Origin of the sequence: Mucilaginibacter sp. 3215, assembly GCF_050433785.1 — a bacterium.
In the GTDB taxonomy this organism is placed as follows: domain Bacteria; phylum Bacteroidota; class Bacteroidia; order Sphingobacteriales; family Sphingobacteriaceae; genus Mucilaginibacter.
Genome location: NZ_JBNPWO010000006.1, coordinates 1 through 22,801, shown reverse-complemented (window position 1 = coordinate 22,801; position 22,801 = coordinate 1). Strand labels below are relative to the sequence as shown.

24 protein-coding genes are annotated in these 22,801 nt (G+C 43.5%); 6 read left to right on the top strand and 18 right to left on the bottom strand.

The features are described from left to right. Positions 1-25: 25 nt before the first annotated feature. The 4 genes from ABIC84_RS12675 to mgrA all read right to left on the bottom strand — a co-directional run bounded on the left by ABIC84_RS12675 (position 26) and on the right by mgrA (position 4,140). Positions 26-619, bottom strand: coding sequence for an RNA polymerase sigma-70 factor (locus ABIC84_RS12675; protein WP_429263767.1), 594 nt, complete (start codon positions 617-619; stop codon positions 26-28). A gap of 501 nt (positions 620-1,120) precedes the next feature. Next, positions 1,121-2,227: an AAA family ATPase gene (locus tag ABIC84_RS12670; RefSeq protein WP_429263766.1), complete on the bottom strand. Its 1,107-nt coding sequence runs from the start codon at positions 2,225-2,227 to the stop codon at positions 1,121-1,123. Continuing rightward, positions 2,211-2,921 carry an RNA ligase family protein gene (locus tag ABIC84_RS12665; protein ID WP_426589571.1) on the bottom strand — a complete coding sequence of 237 codons (711 nt, stop codon included), beginning with the start codon at positions 2,919-2,921 and terminating at the stop codon, positions 2,211-2,213. The genes ABIC84_RS12670 and ABIC84_RS12665 overlap by 17 nt, the downstream gene beginning before the upstream one ends. 223 nt (positions 2,922-3,144) lie before the next feature. Continuing rightward, positions 3,145-4,140, bottom strand: coding sequence for an L-glyceraldehyde 3-phosphate reductase (gene mgrA / locus ABIC84_RS12660; protein WP_426589573.1), 996 nt, complete (start codon positions 4,138-4,140; stop codon positions 3,145-3,147). Positions 4,141-4,274: 134 nt separating this feature from the next. Here mgrA and ABIC84_RS12655 point away from each other — a divergent pair, with 134 nt between their 5' ends. Continuing rightward, on the top strand, positions 4,275-4,853 hold the full coding sequence (locus ABIC84_RS12655) for a Crp/Fnr family transcriptional regulator (RefSeq protein WP_426589575.1): 579 nt from the start codon (positions 4,275-4,277) through the stop codon (positions 4,851-4,853). A gap of 146 nt (positions 4,854-4,999) precedes the next feature. Here the strand turns inward: ABIC84_RS12655 and ABIC84_RS12650 are convergent, their stop codons facing one another. From ABIC84_RS12650 to ABIC84_RS12635, 4 genes are all read right to left on the bottom strand, one after another. Next, the gene (locus ABIC84_RS12650; protein ID WP_429263765.1) at positions 5,000-5,848 is read right to left on the bottom strand and encodes a hypothetical protein; all 849 of its coding nucleotides are present in this window, start codon (positions 5,846-5,848) and stop codon (positions 5,000-5,002) included. 150 nt (positions 5,849-5,998) lie between these two features. Further along, on the bottom strand, positions 5,999-7,570 hold the full coding sequence (locus tag ABIC84_RS12645; RefSeq protein ID WP_426589581.1) for a M56 family metallopeptidase: 1,572 nt from the start codon (positions 7,568-7,570) through the stop codon (positions 5,999-6,001). An 11-nt stretch (positions 7,571-7,581) separates the two neighbouring features. Beyond that, positions 7,582-7,983 carry a BlaI/MecI/CopY family transcriptional regulator gene (locus tag ABIC84_RS12640; protein ID WP_426589583.1) on the bottom strand — a complete coding sequence of 134 codons (402 nt, stop codon included), beginning with the start codon at positions 7,981-7,983 and terminating at the stop codon, positions 7,582-7,584. Between the two features lie 129 nt (positions 7,984-8,112). Beyond that, the gene (locus ABIC84_RS12635) at positions 8,113-8,919 is read right to left on the bottom strand and encodes a phosphatase PAP2 family protein (protein WP_426589585.1); all 807 of its coding nucleotides are present in this window, start codon (positions 8,917-8,919) and stop codon (positions 8,113-8,115) included. 263 nt (positions 8,920-9,182) lie between these two features. Between ABIC84_RS12635 and ABIC84_RS12630 the strand changes: the two genes are divergently transcribed. Continuing rightward, entirely contained in the window at positions 9,183-10,862 is a 1,680-nt protein-coding gene (locus ABIC84_RS12630) for a GH39 family glycosyl hydrolase (protein WP_426589587.1), read from the top strand. A gap of 210 nt (positions 10,863-11,072) precedes the next feature. On the opposite strand, the gene ABIC84_RS12625 is transcribed toward ABIC84_RS12630, so the two are convergent. From ABIC84_RS12625 to ABIC84_RS12615, 3 genes are all read right to left on the bottom strand, one after another. Continuing rightward, positions 11,073-11,609 (bottom strand): hypothetical protein, encoded by a 537-nt coding sequence (locus tag ABIC84_RS12625; protein WP_176623479.1) that lies wholly within the window; start codon positions 11,607-11,609, stop codon positions 11,073-11,075. A 102-nt stretch (positions 11,610-11,711) separates the two neighbouring features. After that, on the bottom strand, positions 11,712-12,272 hold the full coding sequence (locus ABIC84_RS12620; protein WP_426589590.1) for a dihydrofolate reductase family protein: 561 nt from the start codon (positions 12,270-12,272) through the stop codon (positions 11,712-11,714). Between the two features lie 148 nt (positions 12,273-12,420). Continuing rightward, positions 12,421-13,464, bottom strand: a complete 1,044-nt coding sequence (locus ABIC84_RS12615; protein WP_429263764.1) for an NAD(P)-dependent alcohol dehydrogenase — start codon at positions 13,462-13,464, stop codon at positions 12,421-12,423. Positions 13,465-13,653: 189 nt separating this feature from the next. Between ABIC84_RS12615 and ABIC84_RS12610 the strand changes: the two genes are divergently transcribed. Next, positions 13,654-14,445 carry a carbon-nitrogen hydrolase family protein gene (locus ABIC84_RS12610; protein ID WP_426589592.1) on the top strand — a complete coding sequence of 264 codons (792 nt, stop codon included), beginning with the start codon at positions 13,654-13,656 and terminating at the stop codon, positions 14,443-14,445. Positions 14,446-14,552: 107 nt separating this feature from the next. Continuing rightward, the gene (locus tag ABIC84_RS12605; protein ID WP_429263763.1) at positions 14,553-15,317 is read left to right on the top strand and encodes an SDR family NAD(P)-dependent oxidoreductase; all 765 of its coding nucleotides are present in this window, start codon (positions 14,553-14,555) and stop codon (positions 15,315-15,317) included. Between the two features lie 115 nt (positions 15,318-15,432). Here the strand turns inward: ABIC84_RS12605 and ABIC84_RS12600 are convergent, their stop codons facing one another. Genes ABIC84_RS12600 through ABIC84_RS12590 form a run of 3 tightly spaced genes read right to left on the bottom strand, consistent with a single transcriptional unit; the run spans position 15,433 to position 17,414 of the window. Next, a complete protein-coding gene (locus ABIC84_RS12600) occupies positions 15,433-16,134 on the bottom strand; it encodes a hypothetical protein (protein ID WP_429263762.1) in 702 nt (233 codons plus the stop codon). A 1-nt stretch (position 16,135) separates the two neighbouring features. Continuing rightward, entirely contained in the window at positions 16,136-16,657 is a 522-nt protein-coding gene (locus tag ABIC84_RS12595) for a hypothetical protein (protein WP_354481495.1), read from the bottom strand. 28 nt (positions 16,658-16,685) lie between these two features. Further along, the gene (locus tag ABIC84_RS12590; RefSeq protein ID WP_426589600.1) at positions 16,686-17,414 is read right to left on the bottom strand and encodes an intradiol ring-cleavage dioxygenase; all 729 of its coding nucleotides are present in this window, start codon (positions 17,412-17,414) and stop codon (positions 16,686-16,688) included. A 221-nt stretch (positions 17,415-17,635) separates the two neighbouring features. Between ABIC84_RS12590 and ABIC84_RS12585 the strand changes: the two genes are divergently transcribed. Together ABIC84_RS12585 and ABIC84_RS12580 are read left to right on the top strand one after the other, a co-directional pair. Next, positions 17,636-18,634 (top strand): beta-ketoacyl-ACP synthase III, encoded by a 999-nt coding sequence (locus ABIC84_RS12585; RefSeq protein ID WP_090524014.1) that lies wholly within the window; start codon positions 17,636-17,638, stop codon positions 18,632-18,634. Positions 18,635-18,685: 51 nt separating this feature from the next. Continuing rightward, on the top strand, positions 18,686-19,069 hold the full coding sequence (locus tag ABIC84_RS12580; RefSeq protein WP_429263761.1) for an acyl-CoA thioesterase: 384 nt from the start codon (positions 18,686-18,688) through the stop codon (positions 19,067-19,069). A 95-nt stretch (positions 19,070-19,164) separates the two neighbouring features. On the opposite strand, the gene ABIC84_RS12575 is transcribed toward ABIC84_RS12580, so the two are convergent. From ABIC84_RS12575 to ABIC84_RS12560, 4 genes are all read right to left on the bottom strand, one after another. After that, positions 19,165-20,025 carry a YitT family protein gene (locus ABIC84_RS12575; protein WP_090524008.1) on the bottom strand — a complete coding sequence of 287 codons (861 nt, stop codon included), beginning with the start codon at positions 20,023-20,025 and terminating at the stop codon, positions 19,165-19,167. A gap of 77 nt (positions 20,026-20,102) precedes the next feature. Further along, the gene (locus tag ABIC84_RS12570; protein WP_429263760.1) at positions 20,103-21,359 is read right to left on the bottom strand and encodes an aspartate kinase; all 1,257 of its coding nucleotides are present in this window, start codon (positions 21,357-21,359) and stop codon (positions 20,103-20,105) included. Further along, the gene (locus ABIC84_RS12565; protein ID WP_429263759.1) at positions 21,360-22,157 is read right to left on the bottom strand and encodes a DUF3298 and DUF4163 domain-containing protein; all 798 of its coding nucleotides are present in this window, start codon (positions 22,155-22,157) and stop codon (positions 21,360-21,362) included. A gap of 10 nt (positions 22,158-22,167) precedes the next feature. Further along, complete coding sequence (locus tag ABIC84_RS12560) at positions 22,168-22,686, bottom strand: N-acetyltransferase family protein (protein ID WP_426589608.1); 519 nt, start codon at positions 22,684-22,686, stop codon at positions 22,168-22,170. Positions 22,687-22,801: the final 115 nt, after the last annotated feature.

Genomic DNA, 22,801 nt, shown 5'->3' with positions numbered 1-22,801 from the left:
TAATCAGGATACCCCAGTGGGCAGATCAAATATTTTTTGAAATTTTTTCGGGGCTGGCAGGCATCGCCGCTTTTTCGGTGTCTTTTAACCCTTGCGCAAGGGTTTTCAATGCGTTGCCCATATGGTATTCAACTGTTTTTATAGAGATATCGAGCAGCTCGGCTACTTCGCGATATTTCAAGCCGTCCTCTTTTATCAGCTTAAAAACCAGGCGGCATTGTTCGGAAAGTTTGTTTAAAGTAGTATTGATGAGTTTGGTAAGATCTTCATAAACCAGCTTATCTTCACCTGTAGCGCCCGAATCGGCAACGTCTACCTTTATATCATCAATATTTACGCTTTTAAGCCGATTTTTGGATAGACAGGTAAGCGACTTATTTTTAACCGATGTATAGCAGTAATAAGTAAAGTTACTGATCTCCGCAATCGAAGCCCGGCGCCCCCAAAGGTTCATGAAAACATCATCGGTGATTTCTTCGGCAAGTTCATCCTGCTTTACCAGTGATTTTGCCAGGTTAAATAATTTACCATAATAAGCCAGGTACAGCCTTTTAAAGGAAGCCCTGCTGCTGTTTAGAGCAATATCATTAAGTAAGTACCTAATCTCGGTGTCCAGCATCTCCTTATCGGTTGTATTTACTTGATCAAAAACCGTGAAACAGTTCTTGTATGGTTTAATTCAATATAATTGGCTATTGGTCTTCATTAAAGCGAGGTTATCACGCTAATGAAAATCTAAGGTATAATATTTATTTTAATTGTTCAAAAAACAATTAAAATATTTTTTATCAAATTTATAAGCATATTCTGCTAAATTGTTTTATTTATCACAAAGCATCCGTGTCAATAAAAATTCTTCTTAATCAAACAAAGCAACATGCGAGGGTCTTTGAAAATTTAATGAGTTCTAAAATACAATATTTTAATTGTCATTTAAACAATAATAAAGCAAACCAAGCCTCTGCTTTCGACTTATAAAACTAATACAATTCTTGAATTAAAACTGATGGCAAATTTTAAAGACCGTTACAAATAAAACTTACACTTTTTCGTCTCAAAGAAGCAATACCAATTTTGACAAAAAAAGCGCCACCATAAATTGCAGCGCTTTTCTAACTACTTAGGCTAATTGATAAATCACTTCGTGTGCCTCCCACAATGCCGGAGTTTCCAACTTATCAATCAACCTTTCAAGTACCGCATCTGGTATGGCTGCTTCGCGGTTCCTGTTCTGCTTTAGTAATCCGGCATAGGGCACCTCCACATAAATAATCTTTACTGCGGTTTTGTAGGTGGCAAATAATTCAATCAACTGCAAACGCATTTGCCGGGTAATGTTGGTAGCATTCCAGATAAAGCTTTTTTGCTTTCTTAAAAACACGCGGGCCTGCTCCTTAGCTTCCTGAATAACCAAACCATTACCGCTTTTATCTGTGGGCGAAATACCACGTGCTATCCGGATATCATCAAGTGATACAACCGGCAGATCCGGGTAGTGCTTTTGGATATAGGTATTTTTACCTGCTCCCGGCAGGCCGCTCATTAATATTACTTCGGCAGCTGGCTGTTCAAACGGTACATAATTCGGGTAAGCATCTTCGTGCTGCATATAATACATTTTCGCCTCGTTAGTTACAAAGTTACGGGCAGTACCCCAGCAGCTTTGTTCGCGACAGAAAGCCTCAAAACAATCTATTTTATAAAGCATTTCATCCTGATCGGTACAGATTCTCCCCAATACATCGGCACGGGCAAGCAAGGCCAGCCATTGAGTATTAACTTCCATACTTGCCATAATGAGAGCCTTTGCCGGATCGGGCTTTTCAAAAACCCAAAGCGGCAAGCCGTGATAGCGCACCAGCCCAACAATCTGCTCACGTATTGAAAATGGTGTCGCTATTTCTCTGTATAATATCTGCCGGGCAGTCATTGCACCTTTTCGGGCATGACCGTTTGAGGTAATCCTGCCGTCCGGTTCAATTACAGTAGTACTGTATTTTTCAACATCATGCAGCAAAGCTGCTGCCCAGAGTATTTCCTGTTCCTGTACAGGTAACTGCTGATAAGCAGGCTGACCAACTAATGCTTCAATCACCATTTTGGTGTGAATTGCAACGTTACCCTCCTCATGATATATTGTATCCTGCGGTACACTTTCCATCCGCCCCACCCAATCAAAATGGCTTTCAAGATATGTCCAGTCTTTATTTTCAGTAATGGTCCACATAGGTACCTCCTTCGTTTTTTAATGGCGCACGTTTCCAGCTGCGTGTCCAGTGCTGGTCGGTTTTAACGTGCCCTTTCCTTACATATTTAAATACATTATGCGCAAAATCATCTATCGCATAACTGTCTGCATTGCGGGATACAATCCCTTCAATAGTTGCAGGCTTTCCGTCCCCCGCATCATGGGGCTCAAAAGTGCCCCTGCTTTTAGTCAATGTCAAAACATCCTGTTCAAATCTCAACTGATCAACAGGTAGATGAACACTTCCCAGTTCAGGTACCGTCGGCAAGCCGATCATTGCGGCATAAAACTTTGTCTCTTCCCAGCTTAACCAACGGTCATGCTCGCGGATACCGAACACATAAAAATGATGTTCGAGGTTCCGGTATTCGATGGAATGAATTGCGTAGAGATTTTCAAGGAAGATCTCCAGATCACCCAAGTCATTTTTGATCAACTGCCAAAACCTACGGATGCTCTCAGTCCAGGCAGAAACCGTTGGCGCAACGTGCGAACGCGCGAAAACACCGCGCTTTGACAAGCAGTTATTCTCTCCATCCAGCTTTTCAGTATGGATAAGCGTGGGTATTTTTTGTATGTGTTTCCAATAGTCGTGTTGTATCCTGTCATCGCTGGTTGTGCCCGGCGAAAACGGATAATGATACGTACGACCATATTTTTTTGATATAGCCATGTTGTAAAATTTTTAATTAAAAGAAATAGAAATTCACCTCCTCCCCTGGGATGGGGAAGCTCATTAAACGTTTATGCTAATGAGATTACATGGCTCAAATTTTTGAGAGTTTTTTTATTACTGGCGCAAAGGTAATAAACTGACTGGTAATAAAAAAAGAAAGGCCTCCGGTTTATACCGAAGGCTAATAACAAATGATTACGCTATATCGAAGTTGGTTGTCTTATGCCAGGATCTGGTTAATCAGCTTCAGCTCTTCATCACTAAATGAAGTATTGGTTAAACAACCGATAGAGTCAGTAACCTGCTCCGGCTTACTTGCACCGATCAACACCGAAGTGATGCGCTTATCTTTCAAAATCCATGATAATGCCATTTGCGCCAGGTTTTGACCACGCTGCAGGGCAATTTCATTCAGTTTTGCGGCTTTGGCTATATTTTGTTCGGTTATGGCATCTTCGTCAATGGCGCCGTTGCCGCGGTGGGCAGCAGCCCGCGAGCCTTCGGGGATACCTTTCAGGTATTTATTGGTTAATAAACCCTGTGCCAACGGCGAAAATGGGATACAGCCTACACCTTTATCCTCCAGTACGTCAAGCAAACCACCTTCAACCCACCTGTCGAACATGGAATATTTAGGCTGATGGATTAGGCATGGCGTACCAAGTTCTTTCAACACGGCAACTGCCTTTTCAGTTTCGGATGCGCTGTAGCTTGAGATACCAACATACAGGGCTTTACCTTGGCGCACTATCAGGTCTAATGCCCCCATTGTTTCTTCAATAGGTGTTTCCGGATCCGGACGGTGATGATAAAAAATGTCCACATAATCCAAACCCATCCGTTTCAGGCTTTGATCCAAACTGGCTACCAAATATTTTTTCGAGCCCCAGTCGCCGTAGGGGCCAGGCCACATTCCCCAGCCGGCTTTGCTTGATATGATGAGCTCATCGCGGTAGCTTTTAAAATCATCTTTTAAGATACGGCCAAAAGTTTCTTCGGCCGAACCAGCCGGCGGCCCGTAATTATTGGCCAAATCAAAATGGGTGATGCCTTTATCAAAGGCTAAACGTAAAATATTGCGGGCGTTTTCCAGGCTGTCGATGCCGCCGAAATTATGCCACAAGCCAAGTGACACCGCCGGCAACTTTAAACCGCTGTTACCGCAACGGCGGTATTCCATGCCCTGGTAACGGTCTTGATTGGGTAGATAGGTCATATTTGATCGATAAAAATTATATAAGGCAAAATTGACTTATCTATTCCAAAAATCCATTGAACTGGAACAAGAAATAAAATTATTTACAGGTCAATATTCGCGGGTATCACTCGCTCGGGGCTTATATTTGGGCAATGTTTCAAAATATCAATAATTACGCGGCGCGATCGGTTAGTTTAACCACAGAAGAAACAGCGCTGTTTAATGAGATCCTGGAATACCGGAAAATACCTAAAAAAACACGTTTACTTGCAGCCGGCAACATTTGTAATTTTGAAGCCTACGTAAACAAAGGCTGTATCCGGGAATATATTATTGATGAGAACGGCGCAGAAGTGACCCTGCAATTCGCGGTTGAAGACTGGTGGGTAAGCGATCTGGCCAGCTTCCAGGATCAAAGCCCTGCCCACATGAATATTGAAACATTGGAAGATTGCGAACTGCTCATCCTTACCCGCGACTCAAAAGAAAAGCTGCTTAACGAAGTTCCCAAACTGGAACGCATGTTCAGGCTCATGCTGCAAAGGCATTTAACTGTGGTTCAAAAACGGCTTTATAAAACTATAGCAACCACAGCCATGGAAAAATACCTTGAGTTTATTAACCGTTATCCAAACATCCCGCAAAGGGTGCCACAGCATTATATAGCGTCTTATCTTGGTATCTCGCCCGAATTTTTGAGTAAGCTGAGGTCGAGGAGTTTGAAAAAGTAACTGGCGAGTTGACTTAGCTTTACTCTTTAATTTAATACTTTAACTCACGCATTTAATATATAAAAGCGTCATTGCTTTGTACCTCACAGCAATGACGCCCTTAGTTTGCCTTTAACGTTTTTAAGGTTATAGCCTCTGCATTATATTTAATCTCTATGAATATGCAAACCATTAAACTGCCGTTTGCCATTTTCATAGCTGGTATTTCCTTTTGCAAAACGTGGATATTTCGCACTGTATTTCTTAAATACGCTCTCTGGTTGCTTCACTCCGTTAACGATTAATTCTTCACCGTTAAATGAAAGCTCATGCAGGGCCTCTTCATTAGAGATAATATGGTCTGCTACTAAATCATCTGTCATCTGTTTTAATACCCGCTGATCTTCGGCCGCATGCTCCTGGTCTTTTTTTGCCTGGATTTGATCCAGGTGCGCCTGTTCCTGGTCACGTTTGGCTTGTTCCTGATCGCGGGCAGCCTGCTCCTGGTCGCGTTTGGCCTGTAACTGATCTTTGGCTGCTTGTTCCTGATCACGTTTGGCTTGTTGCTGGCCGCGTTCAGCCTCTCCCTGTTCAGCTTTTGCATGCTGCTGGTCGCGGGCGGCTTGTTCCTGATCACGTTTGGCTTGTTGCTGATCGCGCCGGGCTTGTTCCTGATCACGCTTAGCTTGTGCCTGATCCTTTTTTGCCTGGATCTTGTCCTTCCTGATCTGCTCGCGAATGGCAGCTATAACTGTGCTGTATTCACCCCATTTGGTCGACGGGATAATTTCGCCGTCAACAGCCAAAGCCACCAGCTTGTTGTTTGCTAATTCCATTTGGTAAGTTTTTCCGTTCCAGTCGGTTTGGATACGTTCGCGCCCCTTGCCATCAAAAGTATCGTAATTGTTATAAGAGTTTAAGGCCGTTTTCTTTCCTGGTTTCTGAGCGTTTGCTGCAGTCGTTAATGCCGTTGCCGCTATCAGCAACAGGGCACTTCTTAAATAATTTGTTTTCATTTTTCTGTTGATTTAAAGGTTAAAAATTGGGCAATAGTTTTCCATTCCGCCCATTTGGCAGTTTAAAATTGATTATTGAAATGACTGATTACTATAGCTTATAAAGCAGTATGTATCCCTGCTTTACAGACTAAATAAGAAAGGTTTTACTTAATCCTGAACGCTTGTTTTACTTTTTATCGGTTCTGTCTTTAGTTTGTTAGCCTGTGCCTGATCACGTTTTGCCTGCTCCTGATCGCGCTTTGCTTGTGCCTGATCTCTTTCGGCCTGTTCCTGGTCAAGTTTAGCCTGCACCTGATCACGCATGGCTTGTTCCTGATCGCGCCGCGCCTGCTCCAGGTCACGTTTGGCCTGATCCTGTGCACGGCGGGCTTGTTCCTGTTCGGGGTTAAGTGCGGTTTTATTATTTACCGACTGCCGATTATCCTGTTCGGCCCGCTGCTTTGCTGCCAATGCATCGCGCTCAAGCTGCTCCTGCGGAGACACGGGTTCATCATTAGCCATAACTGTGTTTCCATTTGCATGAACGGGTTTCCGGGCAGCAGCAAGATATTTATGTTTTAAATGTTTCGGCTTATCTCCTTGCCTAACAATCGCTGCAGATTGGGTATCGGCAAATGATGTTACGCGTTGTTCCTGTTTATACGTATGATTATTGCCGTTTTCAGGATAATTCACTTTTCGGATCTGTGCAATGGCTGCGGTTGCTATTATAGCCGAAAGGATAATAACGCCGCTTATCAAAAATACCTTTTCGCCCGAGGTTACCGTTTTGTTTTTATTATTCAGAATGCGGCTTACCCTTTGCAACAGCTGATTTTTTTTACCGGGGAATGCAACCGCGTAGTTTGTACCATAAAGCGAATGTTCCTTAAAACTGATGAGTGCTTCTATAAACTCCCGCTTATTTTTTGTTTGGGCGATGGCGATATCATCGCAGCAATTTTCCCGCTCATCGCGCAGCAGGGCCGAGATCCATAACAAGCCGGGATTGAAGAAAAATACGGTTTCGGCAATGGTTTGTAAAAAGTTAACGAAATAATCATGCCTGCGAATGTGCGCCAGTTCATGCAGCAGTACAGCCTCCACCTGCTCGGGCGGCATCCCAGCCAATAAACCTGCAGGAATCAGGATCACCGGCTTCAGGTGCCCGATAACCATAGGCATTTTCACGTATCCCGATTCAAGTAGTTTAACTGCCTGTTTCAGTTGCAGCTTTTTGCAAAGCAGTTCCACCCTGTTTTTCCAATAGCCAACAGGCTCGGATACCTGCCTGTGTTTTGCGGTATGGACAAACATGAGCCCGCGCATCATCCGTACCGACCGGAACAGGAAAAACACAAACCAAAGCAATACAACAATTGGCGCGTTGGCTGTAAAATAACCGATACAGGTGCCGGCAAAAGCCCGTATCCCATCAGCATTAAGGTTTAATAAAGCCGATGCCCGACTGCCAATGGAGTTGCCTATTTCCAAACTGCCTTGCTGCGGCTGCTTGTTCCATTCCCAAACAAAAGTGAACAGGCAGGCGCCAACAAATAATAAAAACTGTACCAGTACCAGGTTGTACCTTACTGCCGCGCTTGTTTTTTTGGTAAGCAGCATCACCACCGCGCTCATAACTGCCAGCAACATCCCCTGCCATAGTGAATGGATCAGCATCCAGCTAAAAGCCTGTATCAGGCTGTGGGAAACGGTGTTGGTGTTAAGGAGCAGGTACATATCTGTAAAGTTTAATTATCGTCCAGGTTTTTGAGCAGCTCTTTTATTTTTCTGAGTTCTTCGGCCGATGTTTTGTCGTTGCCCAGCAAGGCTACCATCAAATCGCTCGGCGAACCATTATACATCGAATCAACAAAGCGCCCAAGCATGTTCCCTTTCACCTTGTCTTCTTCAACTGCGGCGCTGTAAATGTGCTTCATATTGGTTTCGTCACGTTCAAGCATCCCCTTCTCTTTCATTACCTGCATCAGCTTAAGGGTACTGGTGTAAATTACCGCTTCCTTTTGTTCATTAAGCTTATCATGCACAAACCTCACTGTCGACGGGCCATGCTGCCACAACACCCGCAAAACGTCCATTTCTGTTTTGGTTGGCGTTAAATCAGCAGTAATATCCTTTTTAAACAAACTCATAAACCAAAGATACGTATCAAAAACGTACGTTGCAATAGCTAAGTTATTTTTTATTAAAAAAAAACTCTAAAACAAAACAACCACCCTAATACTAAGGTGGTTGTACATTATAATAATAAGATCAGTCGTTTAAAAGCTCTTAGCAAAGGTTAACCCAACCTTGCCGTCCTGGTAAGTTGGCAACAATAAGGAGTTGTTGTTTTTCCCTTTCTCATTCCCCCCACGGAATACACCATTACGGATAAGCGGGTAGAGGTAATAAGCCGCTTTGGTTGACAGAATACCAAAACCAGCTCCTGCTATGATGTCGCTAAACCAATGCTTGTTGTTGTATACACGCAAAATAGCAGTGGTAGTTGCAAATGCATAGCCCACACCACCGTATATGGGCGAGCGGTCGCCGTACTCCTGGGCCATAAACTCGGCAGAAACAAAGGCGTTACCGGTATGGCCTGAAGGGAACGAAAATTTATCGGAACCGTCAGGCCGCTCACGATGGGTAATGCGTTTTAGGCCAAAAGTTGAACCTGCAAAAATGGCTTCGGAAAGTACGAGCAGCATAGTACGGTCGATAAATGTATTTTTACCATGAATGCCGACCAGGTTCAAAGCATAAACTGAAACTATTGGCGCATATTGGAGTGAATTATCAACACTGGTGCGAAAACCGGGATGATCCTTGTTCATATCATTCCGTACGCGATAATCAATATTACGTATAAATCCTACTTTTAACGATAGTAGGCCATAAGTGATAAAAGCGGCCGGCGGTATGTATGAGGGAAACTTACTTTGAAGATGTTTAACTGTATCGGGCAATGTCAGGATATTCCTGGCAGAGTCTTTCTGCAGAGAATCCTTCTTTACGGTATCTTTTTGTAATGTATCCTTAACCTGGGCATATAATGGCAGCGAGAACGAAGCTGCCAATAGCATCGAAATAAAATAAAACCTAAACTTTTGCAAAGAATCCCCCTTATTAAGCGCTGATAAAATACAATTATACAGTCCAATTCTGTATAATTTCTGAAGCACGTAAACAATAAATTAACACGCTGTTAACGTAAATTATGTTAGATATGTTGTGTGCCATTTAAAATTGATTGAAAGGCCAGTCCCTCATTTTAATTGTTCTTTTTACAATAAATAAAATTACCTATGTTTGATCTGTACTCCTTATAAACCACCAAACCACCTGAATGAAGACCATCAAACTCCTCTGCTGCTTCCTATTACTTACAGGCACCCGTATTTTTGCCCAGGAACAGGCCCATATCGCCATCAACCTAAATGATAAAATTGGCGATATGTACCCCGTTTGGGCATGGTTTGGTCATGATGAACCTAACTACACTTACATGAAGGATGGCCGCAAACTACTTTCCGAACTGGCAGCTTTGAGCCCTGTACCTGTACGCATGCGGGTTCATAACCTGCTTACCAGCGGTGATGGCACGGCAGCCCTAAAGTGGGGATCGACCAACGCTTATACCGAAGACGCTAATGGCAACCCGGTTTATAACTGGCATTTGGTTGACAGCATTTTTGACACCTACATTAAATTGGGCATGAAACCTTATGCCCAGATAGGTTTTATGCCCGAGGCCTTGTCAACCCACCCCAAACCTTACCGCCATTACTGGAAACCGGGCGATAACTATGATGATGTTTACACAGGATGGGCGTACCCTCCTAAAGATTATAACAAATGGGAAGAGCTTGTTTACCAATGGGTAAAGCATTGTGTACAACGCTACGGCCAGGCCGAGGTTGAAAGCTGGTACTGGGAAGTTTGGAACGAGCCCAACATAGGCTACTGGAAAGGTACCATGAAAGAGTTCTTTAAACTGTACGATTATGCCGCCCATGGTGTAAAACGCGCCCTCCCTACCGCGCACGTGGGCGGACCGGAAGTTGCAGGTGGCTCAAGCCCCGGCGGAATGAAATTCCTGAACGCATTTATCAAACATTGTATTGCTGATACCAATTACGCAACAGGCAAAATAGGGTCGCCTATTGATGTGATCTCTTTCCATGCCAAAGGGCAGCCTACGCTGATCAATGGCCGGGTGCGCATGAACATGGCCCCGCAGATCCGCGATATCAGGGAGGGCTTTAAAATTGTGGCATCATATCCCGAAACTAAAAACACGCCGATAGTAATAGGCGAATCGGACCCGGAAGGTTGCGCCGCCTGCGGTATGGCTACCAACCCTTCAAATGCTTACCGTAATGGCACCATGTATTCGAGCTATACAGCAGCTTCCATAGCCCGCGAATACCAACTGGCCGACTCATTAGGTGTAAACTTTATGGGCTCGGTATCATGGTCGTTCGAGTTTGAAAATCAGCCCTGGTTTTATGGCTTCCGCGATTTGGCTACAAACGGAGTTGATAAACCGGTAATTAACGTTTTCCGGATGTTGGGCATGATGAAAGGCAAACGCCTGAAAGTAACCGGCGACCAGATGTATTCGCTTAAAACCGTAGCTGATTCAAGCATCGGGGGAAATAATACAGATATCGGTGCTTTGGCAGCCGCAGATAAAAAAGAAATGACCGTATTGCTGTGGAACTACCATGATGATGACCTGCACGATGCGGGAAAAACCGTAAAGATCAGGATAGAACACCTGCCACCAACCTTCGTTAAACTTACCCAATACCGCATTGATGACGAACACAGCAATGCTTATGAGGTATGGAAAAAGATGGGTTCACCGCAAAAACCTACAGCTGCGCAAATTAAGGAACTTGAAAAAGCGGGGCAATTACAACAGTTTGGCAAACAGGTTACGCTACAGGCTAAATCAGGGCTGGCAGGTGCCACTGTATTGTTACCAAGGCAAGGGGTGGCTCTTTTAAAGTTTAGCTGGTAAGTTAAACTCATCAATTGCCCTGGTGGCATAATTTTAACAGGTAGTTAACATCTGATCTTAAATCAGGATAGCATAATTACCGTTAACTTGGAAAACAAATAAAAACCCTCTTTCGGTAATAACCGAAAGAGGGCCAGTCAACCTAACATAACCTGGGTGAGCCGGGTGTTTGTTAGTTCATATTAGTTAATCGTTACATTAAGTGCGAAATTATAAAGCAAATCCGTAAGCTAAGCGCAGGCCAACCATACCAAAATGATCCTGGTTAGCACCCGAAAAGTTTTCATAGCGTACACTTACATCCCAGGTTTTATTGGCCCAGCCTATACCAGGCGAAAGATCAAGCCTGTGCGGGCCCCAGCCTTCTTCCAGTTTTTCATAAGCGATACCAGCTTCGCCGGCAACATATACACTTGGTACAAAAAACTCTTTGAAACCGAATTTAATAGGGATTTCGCCATAGCTTGGATAGCGTTTACCCGTAGCAGGATTTTCTTTCTGAAAAAAATGATACCCGCCCATAGTATAAGTAAGCGCAAAACTATTGCTTATACCGTATTGTAAACGGGCTGTACCACCTAAGGTAAAAGTAGTGCCAATTTTTGCTACACCTGTAGGCAAGCCGGTTTCAATTCCTAAACCTAAACGGAACGCATTTGCTGGAGTGGTTTGCGCTTTTACCGTATTTGAAAAAAACAGTGCTCCTGTCACAAGGGCCGCTGCTGTTAACTTTGATAGTAATTTCATGTAATAATATGTTTGTGTACATAATGATTACTACCATTTTAGCAAAGGCGTTGCCTCGGGTTGCAGATTTTTTTATAACGGAAGATATCTCCCTGCAAAACACTACTCTTTTATATAATGTGCCCCGAGAACACCGTCGGCGAAAGTGGTGCTTTTTGCCAGTTTGAGCTTTATCTCCGTATTAGGAAACAGCGGAATACCGGCACCAAGTACTATTGGGTTTATAAACAGCCAAAATTCATCAATCAATCCTTCCTGCATCAAATAACGGGCAAGAACAGGGCTGCCAAACATGATGATCTCGCCGCCTTCCTGTTTTTTGAGGTCTGAAATCCGCTCCTTTACATCATCACTGATAAATTTAATCTTATCGGTATTTTGCTTGGCAGCAGTTTCAGACACTACATACTTAAGTGTATTATTATACCATGTAGCATGTTCAATAGTATGCTTTGAGGGGTTTGGCCCATTGGCTGCTGTTGGCCAGTAGGCATCCATCATTTCAAAGGTTTTACGGCCATATAGGGCGGAGTCAGCTACCTGTGTGCGGGCGTTGGCATACTCAAACATCTCGTTGCTCACTTTGATCCAGTCCATAGCGCCATCAGTGCGGGCAACCATACCATCGAGTGAAATGTGCATAAACAATACTAAGTTTCTCATAATATCAGTGGTTATATTTTTTATATCAAAATTAAACCGGTGCTCGTTCGTATGCAGGGGGCTAAAGCGACTTTTAAAGGGTGTAAATATGACTATAGTAAAAAGGCCATGCTCCCGCACGGCCTTCTGTTATCAATTATAAATTACTTTACAACGTAGCCATATCAATTACAAACCTGTAACGCACATCGCCTTTTTCCATACGGTCATAAGCGGTGTGAATATCCTTGATATCAATCATTTCAATATCAGAGACGATGTTATTTTCGGCACAGAAATCAAGCATCTCCTGGGTTTCTTTGATACCGCCAATTCCTGAACCCGCTAAGCTTTTACGGCCGCCCAATAAGCTGAAAGCAGCAATCTGAGCTGGTTTAGGCGGAACGCCCACACAAATATGAACGCCATCGGTACGTAATAACGACAGGTACATGTTAAAGTCATGCTCGGCCGATACGGTATCCAAAATAAAATCGAAGGAGTTTTTAGCTGCTTCAACCTGTTTTGGATCGGTAGTTACCACAAAATGGTGGGCACCTAATTTTTTAGCGTCTTCTTCTTTCTTAGGCGATGTACTTAATACGGTAACATCGGCACCAAAGGCCACGCCAAATTTAACAGCCATGTGGCCTAAGCCGCCTAAGCCGAGTACGGCCAGCTTATGGCCTTTGCCTACCTTCCAGTGCCTTAGCGGCGAGTAGGTTGTGATGCCGGCGCATAACAACGGGGCAACGGCGGCGAGGTCAACTCCTACCTTAAGGTGCAGCACAAAATCCTCATTAACAACAATGGTGTTTGAGTAACCACCATAAGTAGGTGTTTTATGATCCTGTTCAAGGCCATTATAAGTTTGTGAGTTGCCATTAAGGCAATATTGCTCCAAATCGCGTTTACAATTTTCGCATGTACGACATGAGTCAACCAAACAGCCGGTAGCGGCAAGGTCGCCAACTTTAAAACCTTTTACATGCTCGCCAACTTTAACTACGCGGCCAACAATTTCATGTCCGGGCACCATAGGAAAAATGCCGGGGAACCAGTCGTTTTTGATCTGGTGTAAATCGGAGTGGCAAACGCCGCAGTACAAAATATCAAACTGCACGTCATGAGCACCAACTTCGCGCCTCTCAAAAGTCCAGGGGGCAAGCGGTGTATTTTCATCTTGCGCAGCATACGCTTTAGTTTCAATCATAGTAGTAAACGTTAAGTAGTGTGAATGATGATTTATTGGGTTTGGAAAGGATCTCCATAACAAATGTACAATGATAATTTTATAAATATCGGCTAAGTATGGGTTGAAATAAAAAAGTGACACATGAGAGGATAAATATTAACCACAGATATTCGCAAACCTTTAATTTAGCATATAGATTAACACCGCATGAAAATAGCCATTGCCACTCCGCCTTTCCCGAAATCAATTAATGATGGACTGCAACAAGCCGAAAAGCTGATTAAAGATGCAGCATCTCAACAGGCAGAGGTTATCTGTTTCCCTGAATCATATATACCGGGATATCCGGGTATGATAACCGATCCGGAGCCAACATCGCCGGAGATACTGCAATCGGCATTGAATGAAGTATGCGGATTGGCGGCCGAAAATAATATAGCAGTTGTTATGCCGATGGACTGGTATGGAGATACCGGCCTTTTAAATATTGCACACGTAATATCCCAAACCGGCGATGTACTCGGCTACCAAACTAAAAACCAGTTAGATCCATCGGAAGATGCCATTTGGGTGCCGGGCACACAACGAAATATTTTCGAGGTAAATGGCTTAAAATTTGGTGTTACCATTTGCCACGAAGGGTTCCGTTATCCCGAATCGGTAAGATGGGCGGCGCGTAATGGCGCGCACATTGTTTTCCATCCGCATTTTTCGGGCAGTAATACTGAGGGGGTATTGCTTACCGAATGGGGCAGTATGGCCAACCCTTATTACGAAAAAGCCATGATGATGCGGGCGCTGGAAAATACCATCTATTTTGCGAGTTCCAATTATGGTTCGCTTTACCCCGAATCGGCCAGTTCGGTTATAGCACCGGATGGCACCTGTTTAGTTTACCAGGCTTATGGCACAACCGGTGTAATTATAGCTGATATCGATTTAGAAAAAGCTACCGGCTACCTGGCTAAAAGATTTAAACCACAGTTGTACGATTATTAAAAGCGCCGATATTTTAACCATTATTTGAATTTTGTAAATAATGGATTGATTTATTAAAACGCCTCCCCTCCCATCTGTTTTACTTTTGTATCAAAACAAAAAAGAAAATGGAAAACAAAAATAAAATTGCCGTGGTAACCGGCGGCAGCCGCGGCTTAGGCAGGGACATGGCCTTAAGGCTTGCCGAAAAAGGAATAGATGTTATTATAACCTACAATACCAATGCAGAGGAAGCAGCAAAGGTAGTTAGCCTTGTAGAACAAAGCGGCGCAAAGGCAGCAGCATTGCAACTCAATACCGGAGTAATTAAAAGCTTTGACGCATTTACCGAAAAACTGCGTGAAGTTTTGACGGATAAATTTGGCACCGATCATATCGACTTTTTAATTAATAATGCCGGGCAAGGCGGTTACAGCGCCATTAGCGATGTTACCGAGGAGTTTTTTGATGATTTATTGAATGTGCACTTTAAAGGTGTATACTTTTTAACTCAAAAATTGATCCCGTGGATGGCCGATGGCGGTGGGATTGTCAATGTATCATCCGGGTTGACAAGGTTATCAGTTCCAGGTTCTTCGGCATATGCATCTATGAAAGGCGCGGTGGAAATTTTCACCCGTTACCTGGCTAAAGAACTTGGCGGAAGAGGTATCAGGGCCAATGTGGTTGCCCCAGGCGCCATTATGACCGATTTTGGCGGCGGCCATTTGCGCAACAGCGAAGAAACCCAAAAAATGGTAAGCAGCATAACTGCACTGGGCAGACCAGGCGTTGCGGAGGACGTTGGCGGCGTTGTAGCTTTCCTTTGTACTGAAGATGCGCGTTGGGTTAATGGCCAGCGTATTGAAGCATCGGGTGGTATGGCAATTTAAATGAGAAATATCTTGATTAGTCGGGTACCTCTTTAAATTAATGAGGTACCCCTTTTGTAAGGAGCCGGCTGTATATTACGGAAGGCGCCTATAATGCGTCTCCACAATAGGCGATTTATTTTAATATTTCCAATATCGCAATCACCGCGTTATTGCTTAACGCTTCCATGTCGGCTTCTTCCAGCTGCCATAATGCCAATCCGTCACGCTCATGCATCAGGCGGCCCTGCAGCTCAAATGCTCCGGCAAGTACAAATGCGTAAAACAACGATTTACTATTTTGAAGTTGATAAAAGGCATCCACCCTCCCGCCAAATACTCCTGCATGCAATCGAAACGGATGCATTCCGCTGGTGGGAACCAGGTCAATCAGTTCATTTTGCCTGTTGGTAATATCAAATTTAAAAACTGCGTCGTGTGGGAGATTTATAACCTCATCATCCTTTAACTGCAAATAAATGTAATTGATCCAATCGCTTTTATAAAGATTAGTTAATTCAAGACGCTCACCGGCAATTGTATAACCTGCAAACACCTCTCCAACATCAATCAGGCGGATATCTCCATTTGCCCTTTTTAACAATACTTCGCCGGTTACCGGCATTACAACAAACCAGCCGGAGTTTTCGACAGCTACATCAATTGAACTACCACCGGCCAGCATTTCATCATTCCATACTTCCAGCTTGCCAAAGGGTTTCCGATGCTCGTTAAAATAGTTACCATAATTGAAACTACTGTAACGCCGCAGGGTTGAGGTTTTCGTGAAACCTCTTTGGTCGGCCAAATGTATTTGCCCCGGTGAGATCTTTTCCATGTTAATTGTGATATTGCAATGAAGTTATGTTTATATACGGCTGCAATTGCATAAGGTTGGTGGATATGCAATTATTTTCGACATTTAACTGATTTTCGGCCTGTTGAGCGGATATCAGCAGGTAATTATCTATGGTATCATGCCAAAACAACGATTCGGAATAAAAATTAACCGCGACCTGGTGTTTATCCTTATCATTAATATCCGAATTGATGATCTCCAACTGAAACTTGCTGAACGTCAGAAACCGTCTGCCAACATTATTTAAAATATCAGGCATAATACTGCCAAGCTGCTGAATATAACCTGTAACCGATGGTGTAACCATACCGGCTAAACGCTGAGCATTGGGCACATTTCTTAACAATTCGGAATAGGAAGTATAGGCTGTTCCCTGGCTAAAGTTCTGGGCCTGCATTTTAAATTCCAGGTAGGTGCTTTCAAAAACCAGCTTATCCCATTGCTTGAACGACCGGATATCGATGATTTTACGATAACATAAAATGATGACGCGCTTTTGCATATGATGGTTCAAAAAACAAAATGGTTTTTTAAGCAGGTACACTTAAGCTGATAGCCAATACAAAACCGGCGGTGGTGCTACCGGTAACAGTAGCAGTTTCAAGCGTATATCCATCGCTAAACACATTATCACTCGCATTATACGTATATCCGCTCAAGCCTTTAGCATAACCATTAACAGCCGCCAGGGCCGTGCCGGAACCTTCCGGAAAAGCGATCTGTGTTACTTTCAATGATGTACCCGATGAGTTATACACATGAACGTGAATATGCGTAGCCCTGCCCGTATACCAACCTGGAAATATAGAGGTAAAAGTTACCAGGCCATTTGAATCGGTAGTTTGCCTGCCACGTAAAAAATGAACTGATGTATAATTTGTTGATTGTGTACCGCTGCCGCCATATTCAGAATAATTGCCCTCCGCATCGCAATGCCAGATATCAACCAACGCTGACGATAGCGCGCTACAGCTATTATTGCTATTGTTGATTGTAATTTTCACGGTAAGTTTATACCCGGTACGGCCATCGGTAATATCGCTCCTTACATATGAAGCAGGCGAATGTGTTGGATATGGACCTTCCGTTTCGGTAGGCGCAACACTGCAACTGCCTGTGTCGGTTGAACCCGAGGTACTGCCGGAAGATGAAGTGGTAGTAGTTGTGACGGTATCAGCATCTTTTTTGCAGGCCTCAACCAATACCGACGATGACACTGCGCCAATTACCAGGCTTTTTAAAAAGTTCTTTCTTTCCATTGTTTGTTCTCCTTTTAAGTTTAATCTAAATCGTTGATTCAAAAGTAAAAGCAGTACAGTAAGTGTTAAAACATGTGTCGGTTAGATGCGTTTTTGTGTCGATAAACAGCAAATTATCGGTGTGCGAAAAGATGAGATTGTATAAACATACAGTTGCATGACAGCTTTAAACCGTCAAATTTCTCTATCTTTGCATGTTTTTTTGAGAGTATATAATATTTATGGCATTAAAAAGCAGTGCGGTGATTACCGGTGTAGGTGGATATGTTCCCGACAACATTTTAACTAACAGTGATTTAGAAAAAATGGTTGAAACTAACAGCGACTGGATAGTTTCACGTACAGGGATCAAAGAAAGAAGAATCCTCGCCGACAGAACACTCGCTACTTCAGACATGGCTGCCTTTGCGGTAAAAAATTTACTTGAAAATGCCCAAGTTGATCCTTCTGAAATTGACTGTGTTATTGTAGCCACTTCAACCCCCGATTATCTGCTTATTTCTACCGCCAGCATCGTTTGTGATAAATGCGGTTTAAGCAATGCCTGGGCGTCTGACGTTAATGCGGCCTGCAGTGGTTTCCTTTATGCCTTTACCCTTGGCTCGAGCCTGGTTGAAAGCAACCGTTATAAAAAAGTAATAGTTATCGGTGCCGATCAAAACAGCGCCATTGTAAACTATGCCGACCGCAACACCTGTATCCTCTTTGGCGATGGCGCCGGCGCGGTATTGCTTGAACCATCTTCTGAAGATCTGGGCGTTATTGACAGTGTATTTAAAACTGATGGTCACGGGCGGGAACATTTATATGTACCTGGCGGCGGCTCTATGAACCCTGCATCAGAAGAAACCCTCGATGGTAAACTGCACTATATACGTCAGGACGGTCGCGTAGTTTTTAAAGCGGCCATTAAAGGCATGACCGAAAGCTGCACATCTGTGCTGCAGCGTAACAGCCTTACCATAGATGATATCAACTGGCTAATCCCTCACCAGGCCAATTATCGCATTATCCATGCCGTAGGTGATGCTTTGGGCCTGCCTGAAAGCCGTGTTAAGATCAACATCGACCGTTATGGTAACACCACAGCCGCCACTATCCCGCTGGCGTTGTGGGATTATAAAGAAGATTTTAAAGAGAACGATAACATAATCCTGACAGCATTTGGCGCAGGGTTTTCATGGGGCGCTACTTATTTAAAATGGGGTAAATTGAGATAATCAACCTCATCCCAACCCTCTCCTTTGGAGAGGGAGTTAAAATTCAACTCAATGACTACTGAAGAACGAATTAAAGAAGCCGAATCACGGATATTCAAAACCGTATTCCCAAGCGATACCAATCATTATGACACGCTTTTTGGCGGTTCGGCAATGGCCATGATGGATGAGGTGGCTTTCATTACGGCCACCCGCTTCACCCGTAAAAAAATGGTTACCGTATCATCCGACAGGATCGACTTTAACCGTCCTATCCCCGCAGGTACCATTATTGAACTTGTTGGCCGTATATCCCATATCGGCAATACCAGCCTAAAAGTTTTGGTTGAGATTTATATTGAAGAAATGTACTCCTTTGTATGCGAAAAAGCCATCACCGGCACTTTTACCTTTGTTGCCATTGATGATCATAAGCACCCTGTAAGCGTTTTGTAAGCTGAGGGCTTAAAGCGGACAGCTAAAAGCCAGAAAATGCTATCCTATTGCCATTATTTAAAGATGTTCGCTTTCAGCCTTCGGCTTTAAGCTTCTTAATGTAGTTTCTTGCGCTTCAACAACCCGCCTGTTGTATCGTCAATACTTTGTTGTACAATAAAGGCTTTGGGATCTATCCGTAAAATAGTTTGCTTCAACGAAGGGATCTCCAAACGGGTGGCTACAGTGAAAACAATATCACGGGGATCATTCACATGGCCATCCTTTCCATAACCGCTTTTACCCTGGTAGATTGTAACGCCACGGCCGAGGGTGACAGTTATAGCGCGTCTTATAGCGTCACTTTTGGTTGAGATGACAGTAACACCCGAGTATTGCTCGATACCATTGAGTAAAAAGTCGATCATTTTGGCGGCAGCCATATAGGTTAATATTGAGTACATGGCCGGTTCAACACCAAGTACCGAGGCTGCTACTCCAAATATCAAAACGTTAAGTAGCAAAATAAAGTCGCTCACTTTAAGCAGCTGCGTTTTTTTACTTACCAGCACAGCTGCTATTTCAGTGCCATCGAGCACGGCTCCACCACGCATGGCCAACCCGCTGCCGGTACCAATAAATACACCACCAAATACCGCGGTAAGCAATTTATCATGAGTAACATCCGGAAACTGAACTAATGCAAGGCATAATGAAAGCAAAGCAATGGCGGCGGTACTTTTAATAGCAAACCAAAGCCCCAGCTTCCGGTAACCGATCCACAAAAAAGGCACGTTGATAACAAAGATCAATATGGATATAGGTATGAGGGTGATATCAGATATCAGCATGGAAACGCCGGTAGCACCACCATCGATAAAATGACTTGAAAGTAAAAAACCCTTAAGGCCAAAAGCTGCCGATAAAATCCCGAGTCCGATATTTGCTGAATCCCTGATGGTGTTGATTGCCTTCATGCCCAAATATAGCTTTTTGAGGCTAAAGGCCGGTATTTAAACACAGCCGAATGTTTATAAACCAACTTTTTTTACGTTTACCTAACCACCACCTGTATCGTATTCCTGCTAATTTGCTCCAGCAAAATGGTTTTGCCTTCGGTTAGTTTCTTAACGGTATTCGCCCCGTCATGGCGTACTGTAATAAGCGTTAAACCCTCATTATACTTCACCTTAAAATCCGCTTTAAGACCATTTAACAACTTTTCAAAGCGCTCTTCATTTAGGTCGAAACAAACCGAAAAACTTAATGCGGAAGTTTGCATCACATTTACCTTAACATTGTTTTGGGCAAACAGGCGAAATACATCGCTCAGGTGATCTTCCGTTATAAAAGAGTAATCCTTACCTGATACTGACAGTAATACCTGGTTTTGTTTCAGGATGATCACCGGCTTGGTAAACTGATTATGTCCATCTTCTTTAATTACTGTGCCGGGCGCAGATGGGTCTGTAAACGGCTTTACCAGCAGGGGTATTTTAGCATTTTGTAAGGGTTTGATGGTTTTTGGATGGATGACACTGGCCCCATAATAGGTCATTTCGATGGCTTCCGTATAGGAGAGCTCATCAAATTTAACCGTATCAGCAAAAAATCTCGGATCGGCGTTCAGGATGCCCGGAACATCTTTCCAGGCAGTAACCGATTCGGCACCTAGGCAAGCTGCAAATATAGATGCTGTGTAATCAGACCCTTCGCGACCAAGTGTGGTGGTAAAATTTTCGGAGGTGCCGCCCAAAAAGCCCTGGGTTACAACAATACTTTTTTCAAGTAAGGTTGGAAGATCCTTACCGATACTTGCTTTAGTTTTATCCCAATCTACTATACCCTCTCTGTATGTATTATCGGTATGCACATATCCGCGTACATCAAGCCATTTACTTTTGAGCCCAACCTGGTTCAGGTAGGCGTTAACTATCCGGGTTGACACCAGTTCGCCAATGGATACGATCTGATCATATACAAAATCATAGCTATCGTGTGGCTCATCCTCTATGGCCCAGTCAATCTCCACAAAGGTATTGGCAACTTCATCAAATACAGGGTGGCCCGGTTCAAATAATCCGCTCAGGATGTTGTAATGATATTCTTTGATCTCGTTAAAGATCCCGTGCATATCATCCGCCTGATCCATATAGGCTTTGGTGAGCTTTTCAAGTGCGTTGGTAGTTTTGCCCATAGCCGATATCACGATGAGCAATTGTTGACCCGTATATTGTTTTACAACATTAGCAAGGTTGGTAACACCCGCGGCATCTTTAACTGATGCCCCTCCGAATTTAAAAACAAGCATTTATTTAATGAATTGACTTACAACCGAACCCGGTTGTACTAATGATTTGATCTGTGCGTAAGGAATAAACAATTCGGTAATACCGGCCGCGTATGGTTTAATGTCATACTGATTATACAAAAATTTAATCCCAAGTGGCGTAATGGAAAAATTAGTATTGAGCGCGAATTTGTTATCCTTAAAAAAATAGTTAGCGGCGAGTGATGCGGTATCACTTAATTTTTCATTCTTCCTGAAGATTTTCTCGGCAACGGCATTTAATTTATCATGATAACCGGTTGCAAAAATATCGGCAAGTCTTAAGTTTTTACCGGCTTTTGAATCCCAGTTAATGAAAGTGACAGATGTGCCGCCGTGAGCCCCCCCAGTGTACGTATAACCCTGCACCTGCAACGTGGTAAGGCTTGAATCCTGGTGGATCACCTTAACAGAATCATCCAGCGTAAAAAACATTCCCGACCGGGGATCCGTTTTCTTGAAATCATCGTATGACTTCAGGAAATTTTTAGTCATCAATTCCAGGCTGCTGTCAGCTTTACCATCCATAGCAAACATTAAGGTGAGCTTAGCAACTATGGTATCATTTAAAGCCTTGGCACTGTCAAAAACCGGGTAATTAATTTTCACCACCGTGCAGGCGCTATCGGATTTAGTGCCGCAATCTGCCGCCCTTGCTTTTATTACTTTATAAGCATAGTGCAGGGTATCAAATGATTTTTCGTTAACCTTATTAGGAACTCCCCACTGGCACGATGACACCCCCAACACGATAAAAAACAACAGGCACAGATTTTTCATAGGTATAGTATTAGTAGTTTAACAACTGCTCTTTTGAAAGCGAGGCATTTAACCAGCCCGCCTCAATATTCGCGCCGTACTTATTGTAAAAGTTAATGGCCGGTTCATTCCAGTCGAGCACCTGCCAAACCATACCGCTGAAACCTCTTTCTTTAGCTTCCTGGATCAACCTGTCGAAAAGTAGTTTGCCGATCTTTTTGCCACGCATATCTTCAGTTACAATGAGATCTTCCAGGTACATGCGGGAGCCTTTCCAGGTGGAGTAGCGAACATAGTACAAGGCAAAACCAACCACAACGCCGTCAACTTCGGCAACAAAAGCTTTCCAAACCGAGTTAGGGCCAAACCCGGTTTCTTCAAAATGCTGCAAGGTTACGGTAACCTCATCCGGGGCTTTTTCATAGAGGGCAAGCTCATGTACGAGCTCCATCAGGCGCGGACAGTCGGTTTGAATGGCTTCCCTTATAATTAGCCCCCCGGCCCCCTGAAGAGGGTGCTGACTTTCAATTTTATTTTCTGTATTATTCATTTTTATCTTTTCGCTTCGCAGTTGTTGGTGTTGTCACCATAGCCGTTAACCTAAGGATTTTAAAAAAGTTTTTTTGAGGAGTTATAAATGACGGGGCTTCGCCATTGGGCAAAAC